This is a genomic window from Nocardia sp. NPDC056611 (genome assembly GCF_042792755.1).
Classification (GTDB): domain Bacteria; phylum Actinomycetota; class Actinomycetes; order Mycobacteriales; family Mycobacteriaceae; genus Nocardia.
Map to the genome: position 1 here is coordinate 104020 of NZ_JBHTVV010000008.1, position 20380 is coordinate 124399.

Annotated in this window: 18 protein-coding genes; 1 reads left to right on the forward strand and 17 read right to left on the reverse strand. The window is 69.3% G+C overall.

Features of this window, described 5'->3' with window-relative positions; genetic code table 11:
• Positions 1-50 precede the first annotated feature (50 nt).
• A complete protein-coding gene (locus ACFRAQ_RS32350; RefSeq protein WP_379106449.1) occupies positions 51-314 on the reverse strand; it encodes a hypothetical protein in 264 nt (87 codons plus the stop codon).
• A gap of 131 nt (positions 315-445) precedes the next feature.
• On the opposite strand from ACFRAQ_RS32350, the gene ACFRAQ_RS32355 reads away from it, so the two are divergent.
• Positions 446-1024, forward strand: a complete 579-nt coding sequence (locus tag ACFRAQ_RS32355) for a TetR/AcrR family transcriptional regulator (protein WP_379106451.1) — start codon at positions 446-448, stop codon at positions 1022-1024.
• On the opposite strand, the gene ACFRAQ_RS32360 is transcribed toward ACFRAQ_RS32355, so the two are convergent.
• The 16 genes from ACFRAQ_RS32360 to ACFRAQ_RS32435 form a co-directional block, all read right to left on the reverse strand.
• The gene (locus ACFRAQ_RS32360) at positions 965-1210 is read right to left on the reverse strand and encodes a type II toxin-antitoxin system prevent-host-death family antitoxin (RefSeq protein ID WP_379106453.1); all 246 of its coding nucleotides are present in this window, start codon (positions 1208-1210) and stop codon (positions 965-967) included. The two genes, ACFRAQ_RS32355 and ACFRAQ_RS32360, sit on opposite strands and share 60 nt — an antisense overlap.
• 107 nt (positions 1211-1317) lie before the next feature.
• A complete protein-coding gene (gene ileS / locus ACFRAQ_RS32365) occupies positions 1318-4497 on the reverse strand; it encodes an isoleucine--tRNA ligase (RefSeq protein WP_379106456.1) in 3180 nt (1059 codons plus the stop codon).
• 320 nt (positions 4498-4817) lie between these two features.
• The gene (locus ACFRAQ_RS32370; protein WP_357287461.1) at positions 4818-5024 is read right to left on the reverse strand and encodes a hypothetical protein; all 207 of its coding nucleotides are present in this window, start codon (positions 5022-5024) and stop codon (positions 4818-4820) included.
• Positions 5025-5150: 126 nt separating this feature from the next.
• Complete coding sequence (locus ACFRAQ_RS32375; protein WP_379106458.1) at positions 5151-5981, reverse strand: DivIVA domain-containing protein; 831 nt, start codon at positions 5979-5981, stop codon at positions 5151-5153.
• Between the two features lie 72 nt (positions 5982-6053).
• The gene (locus ACFRAQ_RS32380) at positions 6054-6356 is read right to left on the reverse strand and encodes a YggT family protein (protein WP_213560475.1); all 303 of its coding nucleotides are present in this window, start codon (positions 6354-6356) and stop codon (positions 6054-6056) included.
• Positions 6357-6582: 226 nt separating this feature from the next.
• Positions 6583-7377 (reverse strand): cell division protein SepF, encoded by a 795-nt coding sequence (locus ACFRAQ_RS32385; protein WP_357287422.1) that lies wholly within the window; start codon positions 7375-7377, stop codon positions 6583-6585.
• 104 nt (positions 7378-7481) lie between these two features.
• Positions 7482-8255, reverse strand: a complete 774-nt coding sequence (locus ACFRAQ_RS32390; RefSeq protein WP_379106462.1) for a YggS family pyridoxal phosphate-dependent enzyme — start codon at positions 8253-8255, stop codon at positions 7482-7484.
• Complete coding sequence (gene pgeF / locus ACFRAQ_RS32395) at positions 8252-8992, reverse strand: peptidoglycan editing factor PgeF (RefSeq protein WP_379106464.1); 741 nt, start codon at positions 8990-8992, stop codon at positions 8252-8254. Before pgeF ends, ACFRAQ_RS32390 begins: the two co-directional genes overlap by 4 nt.
• 125 nt (positions 8993-9117) lie before the next feature.
• Positions 9118-10383, reverse strand: coding sequence for a cell division protein FtsZ (gene ftsZ, locus ACFRAQ_RS32400; RefSeq protein WP_379106466.1), 1266 nt, complete (start codon positions 10381-10383; stop codon positions 9118-9120).
• 322 nt (positions 10384-10705) lie between these two features.
• Positions 10706-11578 (reverse strand): cell division protein FtsQ/DivIB, encoded by an 873-nt coding sequence (locus tag ACFRAQ_RS32405; RefSeq protein WP_379106468.1) that lies wholly within the window; start codon positions 11576-11578, stop codon positions 10706-10708.
• A 6-nt stretch (positions 11579-11584) separates the two neighbouring features.
• The gene (murC, locus tag ACFRAQ_RS32410) at positions 11585-13030 is read right to left on the reverse strand and encodes a UDP-N-acetylmuramate--L-alanine ligase (protein WP_379106658.1); all 1446 of its coding nucleotides are present in this window, start codon (positions 13028-13030) and stop codon (positions 11585-11587) included.
• A gap of 77 nt (positions 13031-13107) precedes the next feature.
• Entirely contained in the window at positions 13108-14661 is a 1554-nt protein-coding gene (ftsW, locus tag ACFRAQ_RS32415) for a putative lipid II flippase FtsW (protein ID WP_379106470.1), read from the reverse strand.
• A complete protein-coding gene (murD, locus tag ACFRAQ_RS32420) occupies positions 14658-16100 on the reverse strand; it encodes a UDP-N-acetylmuramoyl-L-alanine--D-glutamate ligase (RefSeq protein WP_379106660.1) in 1443 nt (480 codons plus the stop codon). The genes ftsW and murD overlap by 4 nt, the downstream gene beginning before the upstream one ends.
• Before the next feature lie 49 nt (positions 16101-16149).
• Entirely contained in the window at positions 16150-17226 is a 1077-nt protein-coding gene (mraY, locus tag ACFRAQ_RS32425) for a phospho-N-acetylmuramoyl-pentapeptide-transferase (protein ID WP_357287437.1), read from the reverse strand.
• A complete protein-coding gene (gene murF / locus ACFRAQ_RS32430; RefSeq protein WP_379106473.1) occupies positions 17223-18707 on the reverse strand; it encodes a UDP-N-acetylmuramoyl-tripeptide--D-alanyl-D-alanine ligase in 1485 nt (494 codons plus the stop codon). The genes mraY and murF overlap by 4 nt, the downstream gene beginning before the upstream one ends.
• Positions 18704-20371 carry a UDP-N-acetylmuramoyl-L-alanyl-D-glutamate--2,6-diaminopimelate ligase gene (locus ACFRAQ_RS32435; RefSeq protein ID WP_379106476.1) on the reverse strand — a complete coding sequence of 556 codons (1668 nt, stop codon included), beginning with the start codon at positions 20369-20371 and terminating at the stop codon, positions 18704-18706. The genes murF and ACFRAQ_RS32435 overlap by 4 nt, the downstream gene beginning before the upstream one ends.
• Positions 20372-20380 lie beyond the last annotated feature (9 nt).

A 20380-nucleotide genomic window follows, 5' to 3' on the forward strand; every position in this document is an offset into this window, starting at 1 on the left:
CCGATCAGGGAGGCGCTCCATGTTTGCTGGAGTCGCACGAAGCCGCCGAGTCAGCGCCGCGCCCACACCGCCAGCCGCTGGTTGGCCTTCATCAGCAGCGGAACCAGCAGGTACGCCGAGACCGGAACCACGATCACGGTCAGGATCAGCGTCTTCACGAAGACCGGCAGCCCGCCCATCTCGGGGCCGAGCAGAGCCAGTGCGAGGGTGATGGTCGGGTACACAGCCAGCCAGGTGATCAGCGCGCGCCGGTGCACCGACGGCAGGGCGGCGGGAGTGGCGGTGACAGCGGCGGGGGTGGTGATGGTGGTCATTGTTCGCTCCTAGCGACCGTGTTCCCATTCTCTGGCGAGACGGTCCGTCTCGTCTCATGAAGTAAGTTAGCCCGCCGCCCACACCTTGTCAAGACGAGACGTGCCGTCTCGTTTGGCGGTATGCTGGACCCATGCCCCAGCCGCCCAACCCCGGACTGCGCAGCGCCAAGTCCCATCAGGCGATCCTCGACGCCACCTTCGAACTCGCCGTGCGCAACGGCTACGGGAAACTCACCATCGAGGCCATCGCCTCCCACGCGGGCGTCGGCAAGCAGACCATCTACCGCTGGTGGCCCTCCAAGGGCGCGATCGCCCTCGAGGCCATCAACGACCAGGTCGGCTCCGCCACCGACTTTCCCGACACCGGCGACATCGCCGCCGACCTGACCACGCAGATCACCGCCCTGTCGCGCATGCTCGCCGGCGACGCGGGCTGCGTCTACCGCGGTGTCATCGCCGAAGCCCAGAACGACCCGAAGCTCCTCCAGATGGTCCGCGAGACGTTCATCGAGCCCCGCGTTCGCATGGCCGGCCGCCGACTCGAAACCGCCATGCGCGCCGGGCAGATTCGCGACGACCTCCCCCTCCTGACCATGACCAACATGCTCTACGGCCCGGTGTACCTGCGCTTCCTCCTCGGTGCCGGCGAACTACTCGACGTCCCGACCCTGGTCGGTCCTGTCCTCGAGGGCTTGCGGCCCCGAACCTAGACACACGGCATCAACGGTGTCGGCGTGCTCGTGGAGTCGCTCGTAGCAGGCGACCGAGATGATGACCGCCATCTCGCAGCCGCCGGCGGTGATGATCGCTTCCCCACCGGCGGCTGCCACACCACGCACGATCGCCTCGAGCCGGTTTCGCAGGTCGTCCAGGCCGTATCTGTTCGCGCCCTCCATGTTTGATCGTTCGGGGCCGCCGGGACGCGGATCGGCGCGACACGACAGCACACCGATACGACAGCGGCGCGGACCCGAAGGTCCGCGCCGCTGTCGGGTGAACTCGGTCAGGCCTTGGTGATCGAGACCTTGACGCCGCCGACGATCTCGGACGCGTCCGCGGGGGCCGCGCCGAAAGTCAGTGTGGTGGCCAGGATCTCGCCCGCGATCAGGTCGCGGTGGGTTTCGGCCCAGGCGAGGCGGTCCGCCGGGACGTCGAGGACCACGGTGATGCGGTCGGAGACGTCCAGGCCGAGGGACTTGCGGGTTTCCTGGAGGTCGCGGATGAGGTCGCGGGCCCAGCCCTCGGCCTCGAGTTCCTCGGTGACCACCGAATTCAGCACCACCAGACCGGCATTGCCGGGCAGGGCGGCGGTGGACTCGGGCTCGGCGGCGACCAGGCGCTGGGTGTACTCCTCGGGGAGCAGGGCGATTCCGGCGGCGGTCACGGTGCCGTCGGCGGCCTCGGTCCACTCCCCCGCCTTGACGGCCTTGATCACCGTCTGGACGTCCTTGCCGATGCGCGGACCGGCGGCGCGAGCGTTGACGACCAGTTCGAAGCGGCCGTGGGCGGCCACGTCCGCGGTGAGGTCGACCTTCTTGACATTGACCTCGTCGGCGATCAGATCCACGAAGGGGCGCAGGCGTTCCGCGTCGGCGGCGGCGACGGTGACCTCCGAGAGCGGCAGGCGCACCCGCAGGTTCTGGGCCTTGCGCAGGCTCAGCACCGTGGAGCAGGCGGTGCGGACCTCGTCCATCGCCGACACCAGTTCGGCGTCGTGCGGCAGGACGTCGGCCGCGGGCCAGTCGGCCAGGTGCACCGAACGCTCCCCGGTGAGGCCGCGGTAGATCACCTCGGAGATGAGCGGCAGCAGCGGGGCCGCGAGCCGGGTCGTCACCTCGAGCACGGTGTGCAGGGTGTCGATGGCGTCGCGGTCCTCCTCCCAGAAGCGCGAACGCGACCGGCGCACATACCAATTGGTGAGCGCGTCGGCGAAGGTGCGCAGCTCGTCGCAGGCGGTGGCGATGTCGTAGACCTCGAGCGCGTCGGTCATGACGTCGCGGGTCGCCGCCAGCTTGGCCAGGATGTACCGGTCGAGCACGTTCTCCGAGTCGGTGCGCCAGGTGCCGGGCTGCGAGGCGTACAGCTGCAGGAAGGTCCACGCGTTCCACAGCGGGCGCAGCGCCTGGCTGACGCCCTCGCGGATACCGCGCTCGGTGACGATCAGGTTGCCGCCGCGCAGCACCGGGGACGCCATGAGGAACCAGCGCATGGCGTCGGAGCCGTCGCGGTCGAAGACCTCGTTGACGTCGGGGTAGTTGCCCTTGGACTTCGACATCTTCAGGCCGTCGTCGCCGAGCACGATGCCGTGCGCCACAACGGACTTGAACGCCGGGCGGTCGAACAGCGCGGTCGAGAGCACGTGCAGGTTGTAGAACCAGCCGCGGGTCTGGCCGTTGTACTCGACGATGAAGTCGCCGGGGCTGTGCGGAGCTGCGACGGCGGCGCCGTCAATGGACTCGGTCGAGGTGCCCTCGAACCACTCCTTGTTCTCGAACGGGTAGTGCACCTGCGCGTAGGGCATGGAACCCGACTCGAACCAGCAGTCGAGGACCTCGGGGGTGCGCCGCATCATCGACTTCCCGGTCGGGTCATCGGGATTCGGCCGCACCAGCTCGTCGATCATGGGCCGGTGCAGGTCGTCCGGGCGCACGCCGAAGTCCCGCTCGAGCGCGTCGAGCGAGCCGTACACGTCCACCCGCGGGTACGCCGGGTCGTCGGAGATCCACACCGGGATCGGCGCGCCCCAGTAGCGGTTACGGCTGATGTTCCAGTCGCGCGCGTTCTCCAGCCACTTGCCGAACTGGCCGTCGCGGATGTGCTCCGGGACCCAGGTGATCTCCTTGTTGAGCTCCACCATGCGATCGCGGAACTTGGTGACCGCCACGAACCAGGACGGCACCGCCATGTAGATCAGCGGCTGGCCCGAGCGCCAGCTGTGCGGGTAGGAGTGCTCGATGGTCTCGTGCCGCAACAGCTTTCCGGCGGCCTTGAGGTCCTTGATGATGACCGGGTTGGCGTCGAAGACCATCAGGCCCTCGTACGGCGGCACCATGGAGGTGAACTTGCCGCCCGCGTCGAGCGGCTGCACGATGTCGATCCCGTTGGCGGAGGCGACATCCATGTCCTCCTCACCGAAGGCGGGAGCCAGGTGCACGATGCCGGTGCCGGAGTCGGTGGTGACGTAGTCGGCGTTGAGCACGCGGTGCGCGCGCGGGTGGCCGAGGAAGAAGTCGAAGGGCGGCAGGTAGTTCAGGCCCTCGAGCGCGGCGCCCGAGTGCTCCGACAGCACCTGCGGCTCCTCACCGAACTCACGGGTGTAGTGCGACACCCGCTCGGCGGCAACCACATACCGCTTGCCGTCCTTGCCCTGCACGTGCGCGTAGGTGACGTCCGGGTGCACGGCGATGGCGAGGTTGGACGGCAGCGTCCACGGCGTGGTGGTCCAGATCAGCGCGTTGGCGCCGTCGAGGCCGTGCAGCGGGTGGTCGGCCGGAACCCGCAGCACCATGTCGACGGTGACCGCCGGATCCTGGCGCATCCGGTAGGAGTCGTCGAGGCGCGCCTCCTGGTTGGACAGCGGGGTCTGCTCGTACCAGCTGTAGGGCAGCACCCGGAAGCCCTGATAGACCAGGCCCTTGTCGTACAGCGACTTGAACGCCCACATGACCGACTCCATGAAGTCGAGGTCGAGGGTTTTGTAGTCGTTGTCGAAGTCGACCCAGCGCGCCTGGCGGGTGACGTAGTTACGCCATTCGTTCGTGTAGCGCAAGACCGAGGATTTACACGCGGCATTGAATTCCGCGAGGCCCATGGCATCGATCTGTGATTTGTCCGTGATACCGAGCTGCTTCTCCGCTTCGATTTCCGCGGGCAGGCCGTGAGTATCCCAGCCGAAACGCCGTTCGACCTTCTTACCGCGCATGGTTTGGAAACGCGGGATCAAATCCTTCACGTATCCGGTCAGCAGATGACCGTAGTGCGGCAACCCATTGGCGAAGGGCGGGCCGTCGTAGAAGACGAATTCCTCTGCCTCGGAACGGTTCTCGATGCTGGCACGGAAGGTGTCGTCGGCGGCCCAGTAGTCCAGGACCCGCTGCTCCAGCTCGGGGAAGGAGACCTGCCCGGTGGTCCGGCTCAGGTCCGCGCGGGGGTATGCGCTTCGGGTGCTGCTCTCGTCCGCCATGGCGGCCTCTCGTCTCCTCGTGCCTGCGTCGTGGGCACGGGGACGATCCCGGCGCTCGGCGCGCCGTAACCGCGGTACCACCCCGCTTGCCCGGACCGCGGGTCTGTGAAAACCCTTGCGAGACCGAGCCTCTCGTTGCGAGCTGTGACGGGCTCACCCGTTCGGTTCTAGTGGGCGATACCCGCTCGGAGCAGGTCCCGCCGTTCTTCCGAAGGCTCCCCGGTGATGGCCGGATCGACGCCGTGGTGCTGTCTCCATACTAGCGGGGCGGGTCCAGGGGTTATTCCCCGGACCCGCCCCGAAGCGAATCGTGTGAGCCGCTAATGCCTGGCGTGCCGTCCGCCCGGTGGCGGCGAGGACGCGTCCTCGTCATCGGACCGCAGCGACAACGCACTGACGAGCAGCAGCACCGCGCCGATCACGCACACGATGATGCAGCCCCATGCCCAGATCACCGAACCGGTGGTCAGTGCGGTCACCAGCAGGCCGAAACCGACAGCGGCGAGCCCGAGTGTCACTGCGAGCAAGTGCACCACCCCCTCGTTGGGCTTCGACGGCGCGGGCCATCGGAGGACTCGAAAGGTTGGCGGCGAGGCCGGATCGCCCGGACGGTCACCCGGAGCGGCCCGGCAACGCTGGCCGTAGTTACGACTTTACTTGCTGCCCTTGAGGAGTGCGCCGTTGCCGGAGGCATCCTGACCGAATTCGCCACCGTCGACCGGGACCGCCGAACCACGGTTCTCCAGCTCCTCCAGCTGCGATTCCAGGTAGGACTTCAGGCGCACGCGGTACTCGCGCTCGAAGGTCTTGAGCTGCTCGATGCGGCTCTCCAGCACGCTGCGCTGCTGGGTGATGGTGGCCATGATCTCGGTGTGCTTGCGCTCGGCGTCGGCCTGCAGGGCGTCGGCCTTCTCCTTGGCCTGGCGCAGCTGGGAATCCGAGCGGGTCTGCGCGTCGGACAGCATGGCCTCGGCCTTCTGGCGCGCGTCGGCGATCATCGCCTCCGAGCGGGTGCGAGCGTCGCTGACCAGGCGCTCGGAGTTGCCTCTGGCGTTGGCCAGCAGCGACTCGGCCTCGGTCTTGGCGTCCGAGGTGAGGCGGTCGGCCATCTCCTGGGCCAGCGAAAGCACCTTGGCGGCCTGCAGATTGGCGTCCGCGGAGGGGGCCTCGGCCTTGACGGCGGCGACCGGGGCCGGGGCCGGCATGGGGGCCGGGGGCACCGGCGGGGCGGCCTTGATGGGCTCCGGCGCGACCGGGGCCTTCACCGGCTGGACCGCGGGGCCGCGGTTCTTCTTGGCGTCGGACAGTTCCGCGTCCAGCTCGGCAACGCGCTGGCGAAGATCCGCGTTCTCCTCGATGAGGCGTGAGAGCTCCTGCTCGACCAGGTCGAGGAAGGCGTCGACTTCATCCTCGTTGTAGCCGCGCTTCCCGATCGGCGGTTTGCTGAACGCGACGTTATGAACATCGGCGGGGGTCAGCGGCATGGAACGATCCCTTCACGCTTCGTATGGAGATCTAGCGGTAGATCTGGGCAAGCATTCTTTCGGCTCATTCTGTCACACCTGAGCTACCGACTGCCCTATCTGGCCCGTGATCGACATGAGGATGAACACGATAAACAGCAGGACCATAATCGACAGATCGAGCCGAATTCCCCCAAGATTCACTGGGGGTATCAAACGCCTCAGAAGTTTCACCGGGGGGTCGGTGATCGTGAAGATCACCTCGAGGATGACCACGACGAAGCCGGTCGGCCGCCAGTCGCGCGCGAAGCTGCGGATGAACTCGACGATGACTCGGCTGATCAGCAGCAGCCAGAAGAGGAACAGCAGGAGGTTCAACACCTGGAACAAGGCCACCGCACCACTCTGCCCGACAAACCGTCATCGGCAAAACAGAAACACGGATCGTGCCGGTCACATCCGGTGTTGACGCGGCATAGCCGCAAGACTCCCCCATGATCCCCCCGCGACCCTCGGTCGCAACCCCCGTGTACGCGGCGCGTTGCGCTGCCGCCGTGCGTGTTCGGCGCGGTGTGCGCCGGCACCGGCTGACGCCGCCGTTCCCCACGGCAGCGGCAGCTGGTTACTTCTGGTTGTAGAAGCCGTTCTCGGCGATGCGGCGGCGTTCCTCGGCGGAGACGTCGACGTCGGCGGGCGAGAGCAAGAACACCTTGGTGGCCACCTTGTCGAATGAGCCACGCAGGGCGAAGGCCAGACCGGCGGCGAAGTCCACCAGGCGGCGGGCGTCGGAGTTGCTCATCTCGACCAGGTCCATGATCACCGGGGTGCCGTCGCGGAAGCGCTCACCGATGATGGCGGCCTCGGCGTAGGTGCGCGGGCGCAGCGTGGTGATCTTGGACAAGGTGCCTCCGTCCTCGAAGATCTGGGGACGGCGGGCCGCCTCGATGCGGCGCTCCTGCTCCCGCAGCTCCTCGATGCGCCGCTCGGCGTCGGTGTCCATCGCCAGCGCGCCGCGGGTGCTCGCACCGCCGCCCATGGACCGGGTGCGGCTGGACGGCGCGGTGTCGATGCGGGTGGGGCGACGCGGGGCGTCGTAGCGGGCGTCGGCGTCGTAGCGGTCGCGCTCGCGGTGATCGCGCTCGCGCTCACGCAGCTCGTCGGCGTAGTCGTCGCGACGGGAGGTGCTGTAGGCCGGCTTGTAGGGGGCCTTGTACGACGGCTCGTAGGCCGGCTCGTCGTCGTAACGGTCCTCGCCGTATCGGTCGTAGTCACGCTCGCGTTCGGCGTAGGGCCGGGGACGACGCTGGCCACGCTCATCGGCGCTCCGGGCGGCTCCGCGGTCGTCGACGTAATCGTCTTCGTAATCCTCGAGCGGAACCATCCCGAAGTACGCCTTGAACTTGTGCAGCGTGCTCATCTGGTCGACCTTCCTTCGGCCCCGGTTGGCCTGGGGTGTTGTCCTGCTCAGTCCTCGTCTGTCACCAAGCATATGTTTCAAATGTGACTGGTGAGGTTTCTTTGCTACGCCGAGGTTATCGGTCGCGCGCCCATAAGCGCAGTACCGACACGCACGCACGTACTGCCGTGGCGGATGGCCGACTCCAAGTCGCCGGACATGCCCGCCGACAGTTCTTTCGCATCGGGGTGAACAATCGTTAATACAGAGTGGATGCGGGCCAGTTGCTCGAAGGCCGCGTCGGGCTCCACATCCAGCGGCGGGATCGCCATCAGGCCCGCGAGCTGCAGCGATTCCGACGCCGCGACCTGATCGGCGAGCGCGCGCAGCGCGTCGTCGCGGACGCCGCCGCGGGCCGGATCGGCGTCCAGGGACACCTGCAGCAGCACGCGCAAGGGGGCCGAACGCGCGCCCTCGTCCAGCGCGGCCCGCGCACCGGCGTCGAGCGCGCTCGCGAGCCGCTCGCTGTCCACCGAGTAGACCGTATCCGCCCAGCGTGCAACGGCTTTCGCCTTGTTGCGCTGGAGCCGTCCGATGAACTCCCACCGGACCTGGGACAGGTGTCCCAGCTGCGCCACCTTGCCCGCGGCCTCCTGTTCGCGGGATTCCCCGAACTCCCGGCGGCCCAGGTCATAGAGGATCTCGATATCCGAGGCGGGGAAGAACTTGGTCACCGGCAGCAGCCGCACCGACCCGGGTTCGCGGCCCGCGGCCGCGCACGCTGCGTCGATTCGCTCGATGAGTGCCGACAGGGCGGTTTCGAGCTCGGCGACGCGACCTCCGCCGGACGTGACGTGCGCCGCATCGGATCCCGCTGCGGCGGTGAAACTTTCGGTCATTCTGAAACCCCCTCGGGTGACATCCAAATCACACCGGCGAGTCGGCCTGTCGGCGCGCCGCGGCGGTGGGAGAACAAGGTCTTGTCCTCGATGGTGCACCGCGGGTCCATCGCGACGGCGCCGACACCCGCGGCCTCCAGCTGCCGCCGGATGCCGGCGCGCAGATCCAGGCCGGGCGTGCCCTTGGCGGTGGTGGTCGCGCTGCCCGGCAGATGCGCCTCGACATCGGCGCGCATGGCCGCGGGCACCTCGTACTGGCGGCCGCTGGCGGCCGGGCCGAGGAAGGCCCCGATCCGCTCCGGCTTCGCGCCGACCGACACCATGGCCTCGAGCACCCGCGGCACGATCCCGATGCGGGCGCCGATCCGGCCCGCGTGCACGGCCGCGATCACCCCGGCCTCGTCGTCGGACAACAGGATCGGCACGCAGTCGGCGGTGAGCACCACCAGCGCCAGGTTTCGCTGGGTGGTGACCAGAGCGTCCGTGGCGGGCACCGGCTCGGTGCGCGGACCGTCCACGATCTCGACGGCACGGCCGTGGATCTGCTCCATCCACACCAGCCGGTCCGGCGTCAGCCCGATGCTCTCCGCGAGCCGAACCCGATTGCGCCGCACCGCCTCCGGATCATCACCGACGTGGTCACCCAGATTGAACGAGTCGTAGGGCGCTTGCGAGAATCCGCCCGCCCGCGTCGTCACAACCCGTCTGGTCCGGAAAACAGGTGCCGCTGAAGTCATGCCACCGAGGGTAGTAGCCACTGCGGGGCAACCCGGAATCAGACAGCGTCTGCGGCCGGAAACACGAACGCGCCCACCCTCTCGGGCGGGCGCGTTCGAATCGCGTTCCGTGACGGCGGCCGGCGTCAGCCGCGGCGCATGAAGTCCGGCACGTCGACCTCGTAGTCGTCGGCGTCCGGCGGCTGGATGTGGCCGCGGTTGTTGCTCGCCACCGTCGGGTCCACCACGGGCCGGGGCGCGCTGTAGGACGGGGCCGGACCGCGCTCGGCGATCGGCTGCGCGACGGGCGCGGGCTCCGGGCGCGCGGCCGGGGCGGGCTCGACCGCGCGGGCCGGGGTGTATTCGGTACTGCGGCTGACGCTTCCGGCGCTGGCGCTCGCGGTCGAGGTGCTCGACTGGGTGCCGGGGAACCGGCTGACCGCGGGTTCGATGCGGCGGGCGGGCCCGCTGCCGTCGAAGCCGGCGGCGATCACCGTGACCCGGACCTCGTCGCCGAGCGAATCGTCGATCACCGTTCCGAAGATGATGTTGGCCTCGATGTGCGCGGCCTCCTGCACCAGCGAGGCGGCCTCGTTGATCTCGAACAGGCCCAGATCCGAACCGCCCGCGATGGAGAGCAGTACGCCGTGCGCGCCGTCCATGCTGGCTTCCAGCAGCGGTGAGTTGATCGCCGCCTCGGCCGCCTTCACCGAGCGGCCCTCGCCGCGCGCGGAGCCGATGCCCATGAGCGCCGAGCCCGCGCCGGACATGACCGACTTGACGTCGGCGAAGTCGACATTGATCAGACCCGGGGTGGTGATCAGGTCGGTGATGCCCTGAACACCGTTGAGCAGCACTTCGTCCGCGGAGCGGAAGGCGTCCATCAGGCTCACCGCGGCGTCGCCGAGCTGCAGCAGCCGGTCGTTGGGGATGACGATGAGGGTGTCGCAGGACTCGCGCAGGGCCTGGATGCCGGCCTCGGCCTGGTTGCTGCGGCGCTTGCCCTCGAACGAGAAGGGCCGGGTGACGACACCGATGGTGAGCGCGCCGAGCTTGCGGGCGATGGAGGCCACCACGGGCGCGCCGCCGGTGCCCGTGCCGCCGCCCTCGCCGGCGGTCACGAAGACCATGTCGGCGCCCTTGAGGACTTCCTCGATCTCGTCCTTGTGGTCCTCGGCGGCCTTGCGGCCGACCTCCGGATCGGCGCCGGCGCCGAGACCGCGGGTGAGTTCACGGCCGACATCGAGTTTCACATCGGCGTCCGACATCAACAACGCCTGCGCGTCGGTGTTGACCGCGATGAACTCGACTCCCTTGAGTCCCTGCTCGATCATCCGGTTGACGGCGTTCACGCCGCCGCCGCCGATACCGACGACCTTGATCACAGCAAGGTAGTTGTGCGGGGGCGTCATGGGCTCTCGCCTTCCTTCGATCTGAAACAGCTTGTGTCGTCTTCGGTTACTCGACATATAACGACGCAATGGTCTCGGTCCGATAAACCCTCAACCATAGCTTCAGCGTTATGTCAAGTATCCGACTGGTGCCGAACGGTATTCGCAGCCACCGCGTTACGGGCGCAGGCGCGCCGAAACGAGTGTCAGAATCTTGTGTGATTCGCCTCGTCCGACCCACCCGAGCATCGTATCGTGGACGGTTGCCCTTCGGTCCTGGATCGGGACCGACGGTGCCCTTCCGGCAAACCACCGAAAATTTCGGCGGCCCAATGGGTATCGCTCACTTTACCGTGACCAGATTCGGACTCGAAACATCGAATACCTTGCCCGGCTGGGAAAGCAGGGGTCCGACCACCGCGGCCTTGCGCGAGGAATCCACGGTTCCGCCCCACAGCACCGTGCGACCGTCACGCAACTCCAGGGCAATATCCGAAACCGAGCGGGCCACAACCGCTCCCACGCCGACCTGATCGCGCAGCGGAATCGGAATGGCGGCCATCACCGCCACCGCCGCCTTGGTCACCGGGTCCGTTCCGCCCGGATGCTCGGTCACCAGTTTCGGTACTCCGAGGCCGGGCGGCTCGATGGCGAATTCCACGCTGTCACAATCGAGCAGATGGGCGCCATCGGGACTGTCGAAATACAGCACCGGGGTTCGCTCGGTGACCGTCACCCGGACCGTGGACGGGAAGACCCGCTGGACCCGGACCGAGCGGACCTTGGGCAGCCGGGAGACCTGTTCGGCCAGGGCATCGGTGTCCAGCCGCAGGATGGACAGGCCGTCGGGCACCTGCAAGGCTTGCCGCACCTGCTCTTCCGGCACCGCGGCCAGTCCGTCGACCTCGACCGTGCGCACCGACAGCATGGGAGTGAACCAGGCGACCAGTCCGAGCGCGATCAGGGCCACCGCACCCGCGAGCAACCCGATCCGCACCCCGCGCGACCGCCAGGCGATCGCGATCCGCGACTCCCGCGGCTCCCGGCCGCGTCTGAGCCGAGCCCGGCGGGCCGCCGCGCGTTCGGCGGACCCGGTGTCGCCGGTGGCCGGTTCGGCGGAATCGGTACCGCGCGTGCCGCTATCGGCCGCGGCCGTGTCGTAGGCGTCGTCCTCGGCCGGAACCGTCCGCTCCAGCTCTCCCCCACCCGAGCCCATCGGCGCTCACCGCCCGTGCGAGGGTCGTGCGCGCAGCCCGTCCAGAATCTGGCTGCCCAGCATGGTCACATCGCCCGCGCCCATGGTGATCACCACGTCGCCGGGCCGCGCCAGCGCGCCCACCTGCTTACCGACCCGCGACATATCCGGCTGATAGTGCACGGGTTTGGTGACCGCGCTCGCGACCAGCGCGCCGTTCACACCCGGCAGCGGCTCCTCCCGCGCGCCGTACACGTCGAGCACCACGACCTCGTCGGCCAGCGACAGTGCCGCCCCGAACTCGGTCGCGAAAGTGGCGGTGCGGCTGTACAAGTGGGGCTGGAACACCACGATCACCCTCCCCGGCCGCGACCGCGCGCCGTCGCGCGCCTCCTGCGCGACCAGTTCGGCCGCCGCGGAGAGCACCGCGCGCACCTCGGTCGGGTGGTGGGCGTAGTCGTCGAAGACGCGCACGCCGTTCTCGCGCCCGGTGAGCTGGAAGCGGCGGTGCACACCGCCGAAACCTTCCAGCCCCTGGATGATTTCGCCCAGATCGGCGCCGGTGGCACGGGCGGCCAGCAGCGCGCCGAGCGCGTTGAGCGCCATGTGCCGGCCCGGCACCGACAGCCGCAGGGTGCGCGGCGCGGACTCGTCGGAGAGCTGGAACACCGCGACGCCGCCGACGTCGCGCGGCTCCCACGAGAGCAACCGCGCGCCGACCGTCAGCCCGAGCTCGGCGAAATCACCGGAGCCGTAACCGATCACCTGGATCCCGCGCGGGTCCTCGGCCAGCCGGGCCGCCGAGCGCTGCGCCAGGCCCAGCGAGCCCGGGTCGTCCAGGCACACCACCAGGCGGCCGCCCGATTCGAGCCGGTCGACGAAGTCGTCGAAGACCTGCACGTAGGCCTCGTCGGTGCCGAAGTAGTCCAGGTGGTCGGATTCGATATTGGTGACCACCGCGACATCGGGGGCGTACTGCAGCAGCGAGCCGTCGCTCTCGTCGGCCTCGGCCACGAAGATGCCGCCGGTGCCGTGGTGGGCGTTGGTGCCCGCCTCGTTGAGCTCGCCGCCGACCGCGAAGGACGGGTCGAGTCCGCAGTGCTGCAATGCCACCACCAGCATGGAGGTGGTGGAGGTCTTGCCGTGGGTGCCCGACACCAGCAGCGTCTTGTGCCCCTGCATGAGCGAGGCCAGCACCGCCGGGCGCAGCAGCACCGGCACCCCGCGCCGATGGGCTTCCACCAGTTCGGGATTGGTCTTGGGGATGGCGGCGTAGGTGGTCACCACCGCGGTGGGCCCGCCGGGCAGCAGGTCCAGCGCCGAGGCGTCGTGGCCGATGCGCACCTGCGCGCCGCGCGCCCGCAGGGCCAGCACGCCGCGGCTCTCCTTGGCGTCGGAACCGGACACCATGCCGCCGCGTGACAGAAGAATTCGGGCGATACCGGACATACCGGCACCACCGATGCCGATCATGTGCACGCGCCGCAGATGCTCGGGTAGATCGGTGTGAGCTTCCGCGGTACCCACATCACTGTCCGGCCGCTCCACTGTCACCTCGAATTACCCCGTTCCCTGGCGTGTTTCATCGGATAGTTGGGCTCCCAGGCCCGGGTACTGCGCCACGATTCCGTGGAGCGGCTGGTGCGCCGGGCCGAATCCGAATCTACCGACCGCCGCGAGGATGATTCCGCCGAGCCGCCCCGGCCCCGCCCCGAGGGTAGCGCGCGCTTCTGCGGCGCGGACTTCACCCTCGCGTTCGCCTTCGGCTTACCGGTCGCCTTGGACTTACCTGTCGCCTTGGACTTGGCGCGGGCGCGCGCGGCCCGGGCGGGCGAGTAGATGTCGGGTTTGGGCAGCCGCAGCAGACGGCTGAACCGGCCGTCCTGCCCGGCGTGCAGCGCCGCCACCGCCTCCGGCTCGTGCCGGGCGGCATTGGCGATGATGCCGAACATGAACAGGGTGATCGCCAGCGAGGAGCCGCCCGCGGAGACCAGCGGCAGCTGCAGACCGGTCACCGGCAGCAAACCCACCACGTAGCCGACATTGATCAGCGCCTGCCCGGTGATCCAGGTGGTGGCCGAGGCGGTCAGCAGCCGGATGAACGGATCCACCGACCGCGAGGCGATCCGCAGGCCCGTGTACACGAACAGCGCGAACAGCCCGAGCACCAGCGCGCAGCCGAGGAAGCCGAGCTCCTCACCGATGATGGCGAAGATGAAGTCGTTGTGCGCGTTGGGGAGATAGCTCCACTTGGCGCGCGACTGGCCCAGGCCGCGACCCCAGATACCGCCGTCGGCAAGGGAATACATGGCCTGGCGGGCCTGGTAGCCGATGCCCTGCGGATCGTCGCCCGGATTGAAGAAGGCGCGCATGCGGTCCGAGCGATACCCGGCCGAGAGCGCGAGGATGGAGGCCGCCACCACGCCCGACACCGCGATGGTGACGAACATGCGCAGCGGCAGCCCACCGAACCACAGCAGCGAGGTCAGCACGATGCCGAGCGCGATGGTGGTGGACAGGTTCGGCTCGAGCACCACCAGCAGACAGACCAGCAGTCCGGCCGGCACCAGCGGCATGAGAATGTCCTTGTACCCGGCCTTCTCGGACTGCCGCGACGCCAGCAGGTGCGAACCCCACACCACCAGCGTCACTTTCGCGATCTCCGAGGGCTGCACCGACACCACGCCCAGGTCGAACCAGCGCTGCGAGCCCTGCACCTTGGTGCCGACGCCGGGAATCAGCACCAGCACCAGCAGCACCACCGACAGCGCGAACACCGGGAACGACAGCTGCCGCATCACCCGCATGGGGATGCGCAACGCGATGTAGAACAGCACCGCGCCGACCGCGGCCAGCACCGCCTGGGTGAAGAACAGCGAATAGGCCGAGCCGCCACCGGCGTAGGACTCCACGCTGGAGGCCGAGAGCACCATGACCAGGCCGAGCACGGTGAGCAGTACCGCGATCGCCACCACCAGGTGGAACGACGCCAGCGGGCGGGCCAGCCACGCAACGAACCATCCGGTTCGTAGACGCTGTGGGCCCTTGTTCCCGACCCGCCGCTCACCTCCTGGCGCGGCCCGCCGCGGTGTCGCCGCTGTCACTCTGTTCTCCCGATGTCCTTCTCGTCCAGGGCCTGCACGGCGGCCGCGAAACTGCGCCCGCGGTGCGTGTAGTCGGCGAACATGTCCAGGGATGCCGCGGCCGGAGCCAGCAGCACGGTATCGCCGCGATGGGCGAAACCGGCCGCCACGCGGACCGCGCGCGCCATCACCGCTTCGGGCTCGATCTCGGTGAAGGGGTCACCCATTCGAGCATCGTCCCCCGAATTCAGCTCCACCACCGGGACATCGGGGGCGTGTCGCGCGAGTGCGGCCGCGATCACGGCCGCGTCCTGCCCGAACAGCACGGCCGCGACCAGGTGTTCGCGGCACTCCTCGATGAGGTCCTCCACGCCCGCGCCCTTCAGCTGACCGCCGGCCACCCAGATCACGTTGGGGTGGGCCAGGATCGACGAACGCGCGGCGTGCGGGTTGGTGGCCTTGGAGTCGTCGACGAACTCCACGCCCGACAACTCGCGCACGAAGGCCGCCCGGTGCGGACCGACCCGATGCTCCTGCAAGCCCTCCTTGACGAACTGCGGGGCCACGTCGATGGACCGGGTGAGCGCGGCCGCGGCCAGCGCGTCGGCCACGCCCGCCGGACCCTGCGGACTGATGTCGCCGGTCTCGGCCAGGATGGCGGCCTTGGTGAAGGCGCGGTCGAGCAGCTTGCCGTCCACCACGCCCAGCTCGCCGTCGGCGGGCACGCCGATGCGGAAGCCGACGGTGCGGCGCGCCTTGGACTTACGGGCCAGCGCCGCGGCCACCTGATCGTCGAGGCCGACCACGCCGACCCGGCCGGTCAGCGCGCGCGCCTTGGCGGCGGCGTAGGCGTCCAGGCCGCCGTGCCAATCCAGGTGATCCTCGGCCACATTCAGCACCACCCCGGCCTCGGGGCGGACCGACGGAGCCCAGTGCAGCTGGAACGAGGACAGTTCCACGGCCAGGATCTGCGGGCCGGGATTGCGGCGCAGCGCGTCCAGGATGGGCAGCCCGATATTGCCGCAGGCCACCGACGGGATGCCGGCGGCACGCAGGATCGAGTGCGTCATCTGGGTGGTGGTGGTCTTGCCGTTGGTGCCGGTGATCACCAGCCACTTGCGGACCGGACCGTAGATACGGGCCTGGTCCACCCACCACGCGAACTCGACGTCACCCCACACCGGGATGCCCTCGGTCACCGCGGACGCCAGCACCGGCGAATCCGGCCGCCAGCCCGGGCTGGTGATGACCAGCGCGAAGCGGCGCAGCGCATCCGGTTCCAGCAGATCCGCGCTGGTGGCGGTGCCCAGACCCAGTTCGGCGGCCTCGGCCAGCGCCTTGGCGCCGCTGTCGGTGACCACCGGCCGCGCACCGATATCGCGCAGCGGTTCGATCAGCGAACGCCCGGAGACACCCCACCCGGCGACCAGAACGTCACGGCCACGCAGGAATTCGAGCATGGGCCCCGGCGACCGCAGGACCCTCGGAGAATGTTCGGCCATTGCTGTCTCACCCTGCCGCAGAGAGGTATTCGCTGTAGAACAGGCCCAGTCCGATCGCCGAGGCCATACCGGCCAGCAACCAGAACCGGATGATCACCGAGGTCTCGGCCCACCCGCTCAGCTCGAAGTGGTGATGGAACGGTGCCATCTTGAACAAGCGATTGCGGGTCGCGCGGAACACCGCCACCTGCAGCACCACCGAGGTGGTCTCGGCCACGAACAGCGCGCCGATGACGACCATCAGCAGCTCGGTGCGGGTGGTGATGGACAGGCCCGCGAGCAGGCCGCCCAGCATCAGCGAACCGGTGTCGCCCATGAAGATCTTGGCGGGCGCGGCATTCCACCACAGGAAGCCGATACAGGCCGCGCCGCCCGCCGCGCACACCAGCGCCAGGTCGAGCGGATCACGCACCTGGTAGCAGCCCGCCACCGCGTGCGCGGAGCAGGAGTTACGCCACTGCCAGAAGGTGATGATCATGTACGCGCCCAGCACCAGGCTCATCGAGCCCGCGGCCAGACCGTCCAGGCCGTCGGTCAGGTTCACCGCGTTGGACCAGGCCACCACGATGAGGCAGACGAACGCCAGGAACACCACCACGCTCATCGAGAGCGTGTTGATGTCGCGGGTGTAGGACAGCCGCTTGTCGCCGGGGGTGAGGCCGTGAATGTTCTTGAACTGCAAGGCCAGGACACCGAACACCACCGCCGAGGTGAGCTGGCCGATGTACTTCCCGGCCGCGGTCAGACCCAGGTTGCGCTGCTTGCGCAGCTTGATCAGGTCGTCGGTGAAGCCGACGAAACCCAGCGCGGTGGCCAGGCCCATGACCAGCAGGCCCGAGGCCGAGGGGCCCGGCTCGCCGTAGGTCATGGAGATCAGGTGCGAGCCCAGGTAACCGGCCCACATACCGATGATGATGGCGACGCCGCCCATGGTCGGGGTGCCGCGCTTGGCCTTGTGGCTCTCCGGGCCGTCGACCCGGATCTCCTGGCCGAAGCCCTGCTTGGCGAAATAGCGGATCACCACGGGGGTGAGCAGAATCGAAACGGCCAGCGCGATCGCGGCCGACAAGAGAATCTGGGTCATCGAGCGGCCTCCTGCTCCGCACCGATCAGGTGTTCGGCGACGGTCCACAGACCGACGGACTTGGATGCCTTGACCAGCACCACCGCGCCCGGCTCGAGTTCTTCGTCGAGCAGCGCGATGGCCGAGTCGATATCGGGCACGTGGATGGCTTCCTCACCCCACGAGCCCTCCTGCACGGCGCCCTGGAACATGGCGCGCACCGGACGACCCTGACCGACCACGATCAGCCGGTCCACGTCCAGGCGCACCACCAGGCGGCCGATCTTGTCGTGTTCGAGAACGGATTCCTCGCCCAGTTCACCCATTTCGCCGAGCACCGCCCAGCTGGGCCGCGGCTCGGCCCCGGCGCGGGACATGGTGACCAGCGCCTTGAGCGCGGCACGGACCGAATCCGGGTTGGCGTTGTAGGAGTCGTTGACGACGGTGACGCCGTCGGCGCGGGTGCGCACGTCCATGCGGCGGGCCGAGACGGCGGCCGCGCCGGCCAGCGCCGCCGCGACGGTCGCGAGATCCGCGCCCTGGTCGAGGGCGACGGCGGCGGCGGACAGGGCGTTGCCGACCTGGTGCTCGCCGGACACGGCCAGCTGGACGTCGACCGATTCGCCGTTGGCGTGCAGCGTGAATCGGGCGCGCGCCTGCTCGTCGAGCACGACGTCGGCGGCGCGCACGTCGGCCGAGGACGCCAGGCCCACGGTCACCACCCGGGCGGCGGTGCGCCCGGCCATCTTCGCGACCAGGTGGTCGTCGGCGTTCAGCACCGCCAGCCCGGAGGCCGGAAGCGCCTCGACCAGTTCACCCTTGGTCTGCGCGATCACCTCTCGGCTGCCGAACTCTCCCAGGTGCGCGGTGCCGACATTCAGCACGACGCCGACACCGGGCGGAGCGATCTCGGTGAGCGCCTTGATGTGTCCCGGGCCGCGAGCCGACAGCTCCAGCACCAGGAACCGGGTCTGCGCGTCGGCGCGCAGCGCCGTCCACGGGTGGCCGAGCTCGTTGTTGAACGAACCGGGCGGGGCCACAACGGATCCCAGCGGCGCGAGCACGGCCGCGATCAGATCCTTGGTGGAGGTCTTGCCGGACGAGCCGGTCACCCCGACCACGGTCAGGCTCCCGGCCCGCACCAGCCGGTCCACGCTGGCGCGGGCCAGCGCGGCCAGCGCGTCCAGCACCGCCGCGCCGGAGCCGTCGGTGTCGTGGGCCAGTGCGATGGCGCGGGTGTTCCCGGGGTGGGGCTCCACCACGATGGCGGGCACCCCGACCGGCCGCGCGGCGAGCACCGCGACCGCGCCCTGCGCGACGGCCTGCGCCGCGAAGTCGTGGCCGTCGGCGCGCTCACCCGGCAGCGCCAGGAACAGGTCACCGGAACCGATTCGGCGCGAGTCGAATTCGGCCGAGCCGGTGACCTTCGCCTCGGGATCGGCGACGTCGTGCAGCGTGCCGCCCACGACCTCCGCGATCTCCCGCAAAGTCATCTCGATCATGAATGCGTCAGGTCCCTCGTCTTTTCCGACAGGGCGGCCGCGAGTACCTCACGGTCGTCGAACGGCTGCTTCACGCCTGCAATCTCCTGCCCTGTCTCATGTCCCTTGCCCGCGACCAGCACCGCGTCCCCGGGCCGCGCCCAGTTCACGGCGGCGTGGATCGCGGCCGCCCGGTCCCCGACCTCCCGGACCTCACCGCGTTCCGCGTCCGGCACCTGTTCGGCCCCGGCGAGCACCGCGGCGCGGATGGCGGCCGGGTCCTCGCTGCGCGGATTGTCGTCGGTAATGATGGCCAGGTCGCTGCCGCGCGCCGCCGCCGCACCCATGAGGGGCCGCTTGCCGGCATCGCGATCACCGCCCGCGCCCACCACTACGGCCAGACGTCCCGTCCCCTTCTCGGCCAACCACGTGCGCAGGGTGGCCACGACCGATTCGATCGCGGCGGGCTTGTGCGCGTAGTCCACCACGGCCAGAAACTCCTGACCCCTATCCACCCGCTGCATGCGGCCCGGCACGTCGACCTCGCCGAGCGCCGCTGCGGAAGTCTCGATATCGGCGCCCGCCGCCGCGCAGACCGCGACCGCCAGCAGCCCGTTGGCGATGTTGTACGCGCCCGGAAGCCGCAGCCGCACATCCACATTGACACCCGGCCCCGACGCGGTGAATTCCTGGGTGCCGCCGGTCCCGGCGGTCGCCGCCCCCGCGGTCCAGTCGGCCGGCGCGCCCGCGCGGGTCGCCACGGTGCGCAAGCGGCCGGTGGTATCACCGGATTCGGCTGCCAGGCAGTCGGATACATCGCCCGCCAAGCGCCGGCCCCACTCGTCGTCCACGCAGATCACCGCCGTGCGCGCGGCCACCGAGGGGCGCGACCCGGCGGCGGTGTCCGGGCCGTCGGGAATGAACAGGCGGCGCTTGGCCGCGAAGTAGTCCTCGAAGTCGGCGTGGAAGTCGAGATGGTCCTGGGACAGGTTGGTGAACGCGCCGACCGCGAAACTCACCCCGTCCACCCGGCCCAGCGCCAGCGCGTGACTCGACACCTCCATCACCACGGCGTCCACGCCCTGCTCGACCATGACCGCGAACATGGCGTGCAGCTGCGGGGCCTCGGGGGTGGTGAGCGCCGAGGGCACCCGGACCCCGCCGATGCGGGTCTCGATGGTGCCGATCAGCGCGGTGCGCAGCCCCGACGCGGCCAGCCCGGCCTCCACCAGATAGGAGGTGGTGGTCTTGCCGGAGGTGCCGGTGATACCGATGATGCGCAGTTTGCGAGACGGATCACCGTAAAGGGCCGAGGACAACTCGCCGAGAATCGTGCGCGGCGCGGCGTGCACCAGCACGGGGACGGCGATCTCGCCGATCAGCTCCGCACCCGCCGGATCGGTGAGGACGGCGACCGCGCCGCGCGCCACCGCGTCGGCGGCGTAGCGCGCGCCATGGGAATGCCCACCGGCCAGACCGGCGAACAGATCTCCCGGCAGCACCGCGTTCGACCGCTGCTCGATACCCGTGACCTGGATGTCCTGCAAACCTGCCGCGGACCCGGCGGGCGTCGCGCCCGTCAGCTCCGAGACCGTGCGCAAGCTGGTCGCCGCCGGTGCGGCGGGCCGGAACACCTGCGGGCTGGACTGCGCGGGCACGAAGCTCCTCTCACGGGCGGGTTTCATATGTAGAAA

Bases quoted from the DNA above. Each gene is read 5' to 3' on its own strand.
- ACFRAQ_RS32350 (WP_379106449.1), bottom strand. From the start codon at position 314: ATGACCACCATCACCACCCCCGCCGCTGTCACCGCCACTCCCGCCGCC.
- ACFRAQ_RS32355 (WP_379106451.1), top strand. From the start codon at position 446: ATGCCCCAGCCGCCCAACCCCGGACTGCGCAGCGCCAAGTCCCATCAG.
- ACFRAQ_RS32360 (WP_379106453.1), bottom strand. From the start codon at position 1,210: ATGGAGGGCGCGAACAGATACGGCCTGGACGACCTGCGAAACCGGCTC.
- ileS (WP_379106456.1), bottom strand. From the start codon at position 4,497: ATGGCGGACGAGAGCAGCACCCGAAGCGCATACCCCCGCGCGGACCTG.
- ACFRAQ_RS32375 (WP_379106458.1), bottom strand. From the start codon at position 5,981: ATGCCGCTGACCCCCGCCGATGTTCATAACGTCGCGTTCAGCAAACCG.
- ACFRAQ_RS32385 (WP_357287422.1), bottom strand. From the start codon at position 7,377: ATGAGCACGCTGCACAAGTTCAAGGCGTACTTCGGGATGGTTCCGCTC.
- ACFRAQ_RS32390 (WP_379106462.1), bottom strand. From the start codon at position 8,255: ATGACCGAAAGTTTCACCGCCGCAGCGGGATCCGATGCGGCGCACGTC.
- pgeF (WP_379106464.1), bottom strand. From the start codon at position 8,992: ATGACTTCAGCGGCACCTGTTTTCCGGACCAGACGGGTTGTGACGACG.
- ftsZ (WP_379106466.1), bottom strand. From the start codon at position 10,383: ATGACGCCCCCGCACAACTACCTTGCTGTGATCAAGGTCGTCGGTATC.
- ACFRAQ_RS32405 (WP_379106468.1), bottom strand. From the start codon at position 11,578: ATGGGCTCGGGTGGGGGAGAGCTGGAGCGGACGGTTCCGGCCGAGGAC.
- murC (WP_379106658.1), bottom strand. From the start codon at position 13,030: ATGATCGGCATCGGTGGTGCCGGTATGTCCGGTATCGCCCGAATTCTT.
- murD (WP_379106660.1), bottom strand. From the start codon at position 16,100: ATGCTCGAATTCCTGCGTGGCCGTGACGTTCTGGTCGCCGGGTGGGGT.
- mraY (WP_357287437.1), bottom strand. From the start codon at position 17,226: ATGACCCAGATTCTCTTGTCGGCCGCGATCGCGCTGGCCGTTTCGATT.
- murF (WP_379106473.1), bottom strand. From the start codon at position 18,707: ATGATCGAGATGACTTTGCGGGAGATCGCGGAGGTCGTGGGCGGCACG.
- ACFRAQ_RS32435 (WP_379106476.1), bottom strand. From the start codon at position 20,371: ATGAAACCCGCCCGTGAGAGGAGCTTCGTGCCCGCGCAGTCCAGCCCG.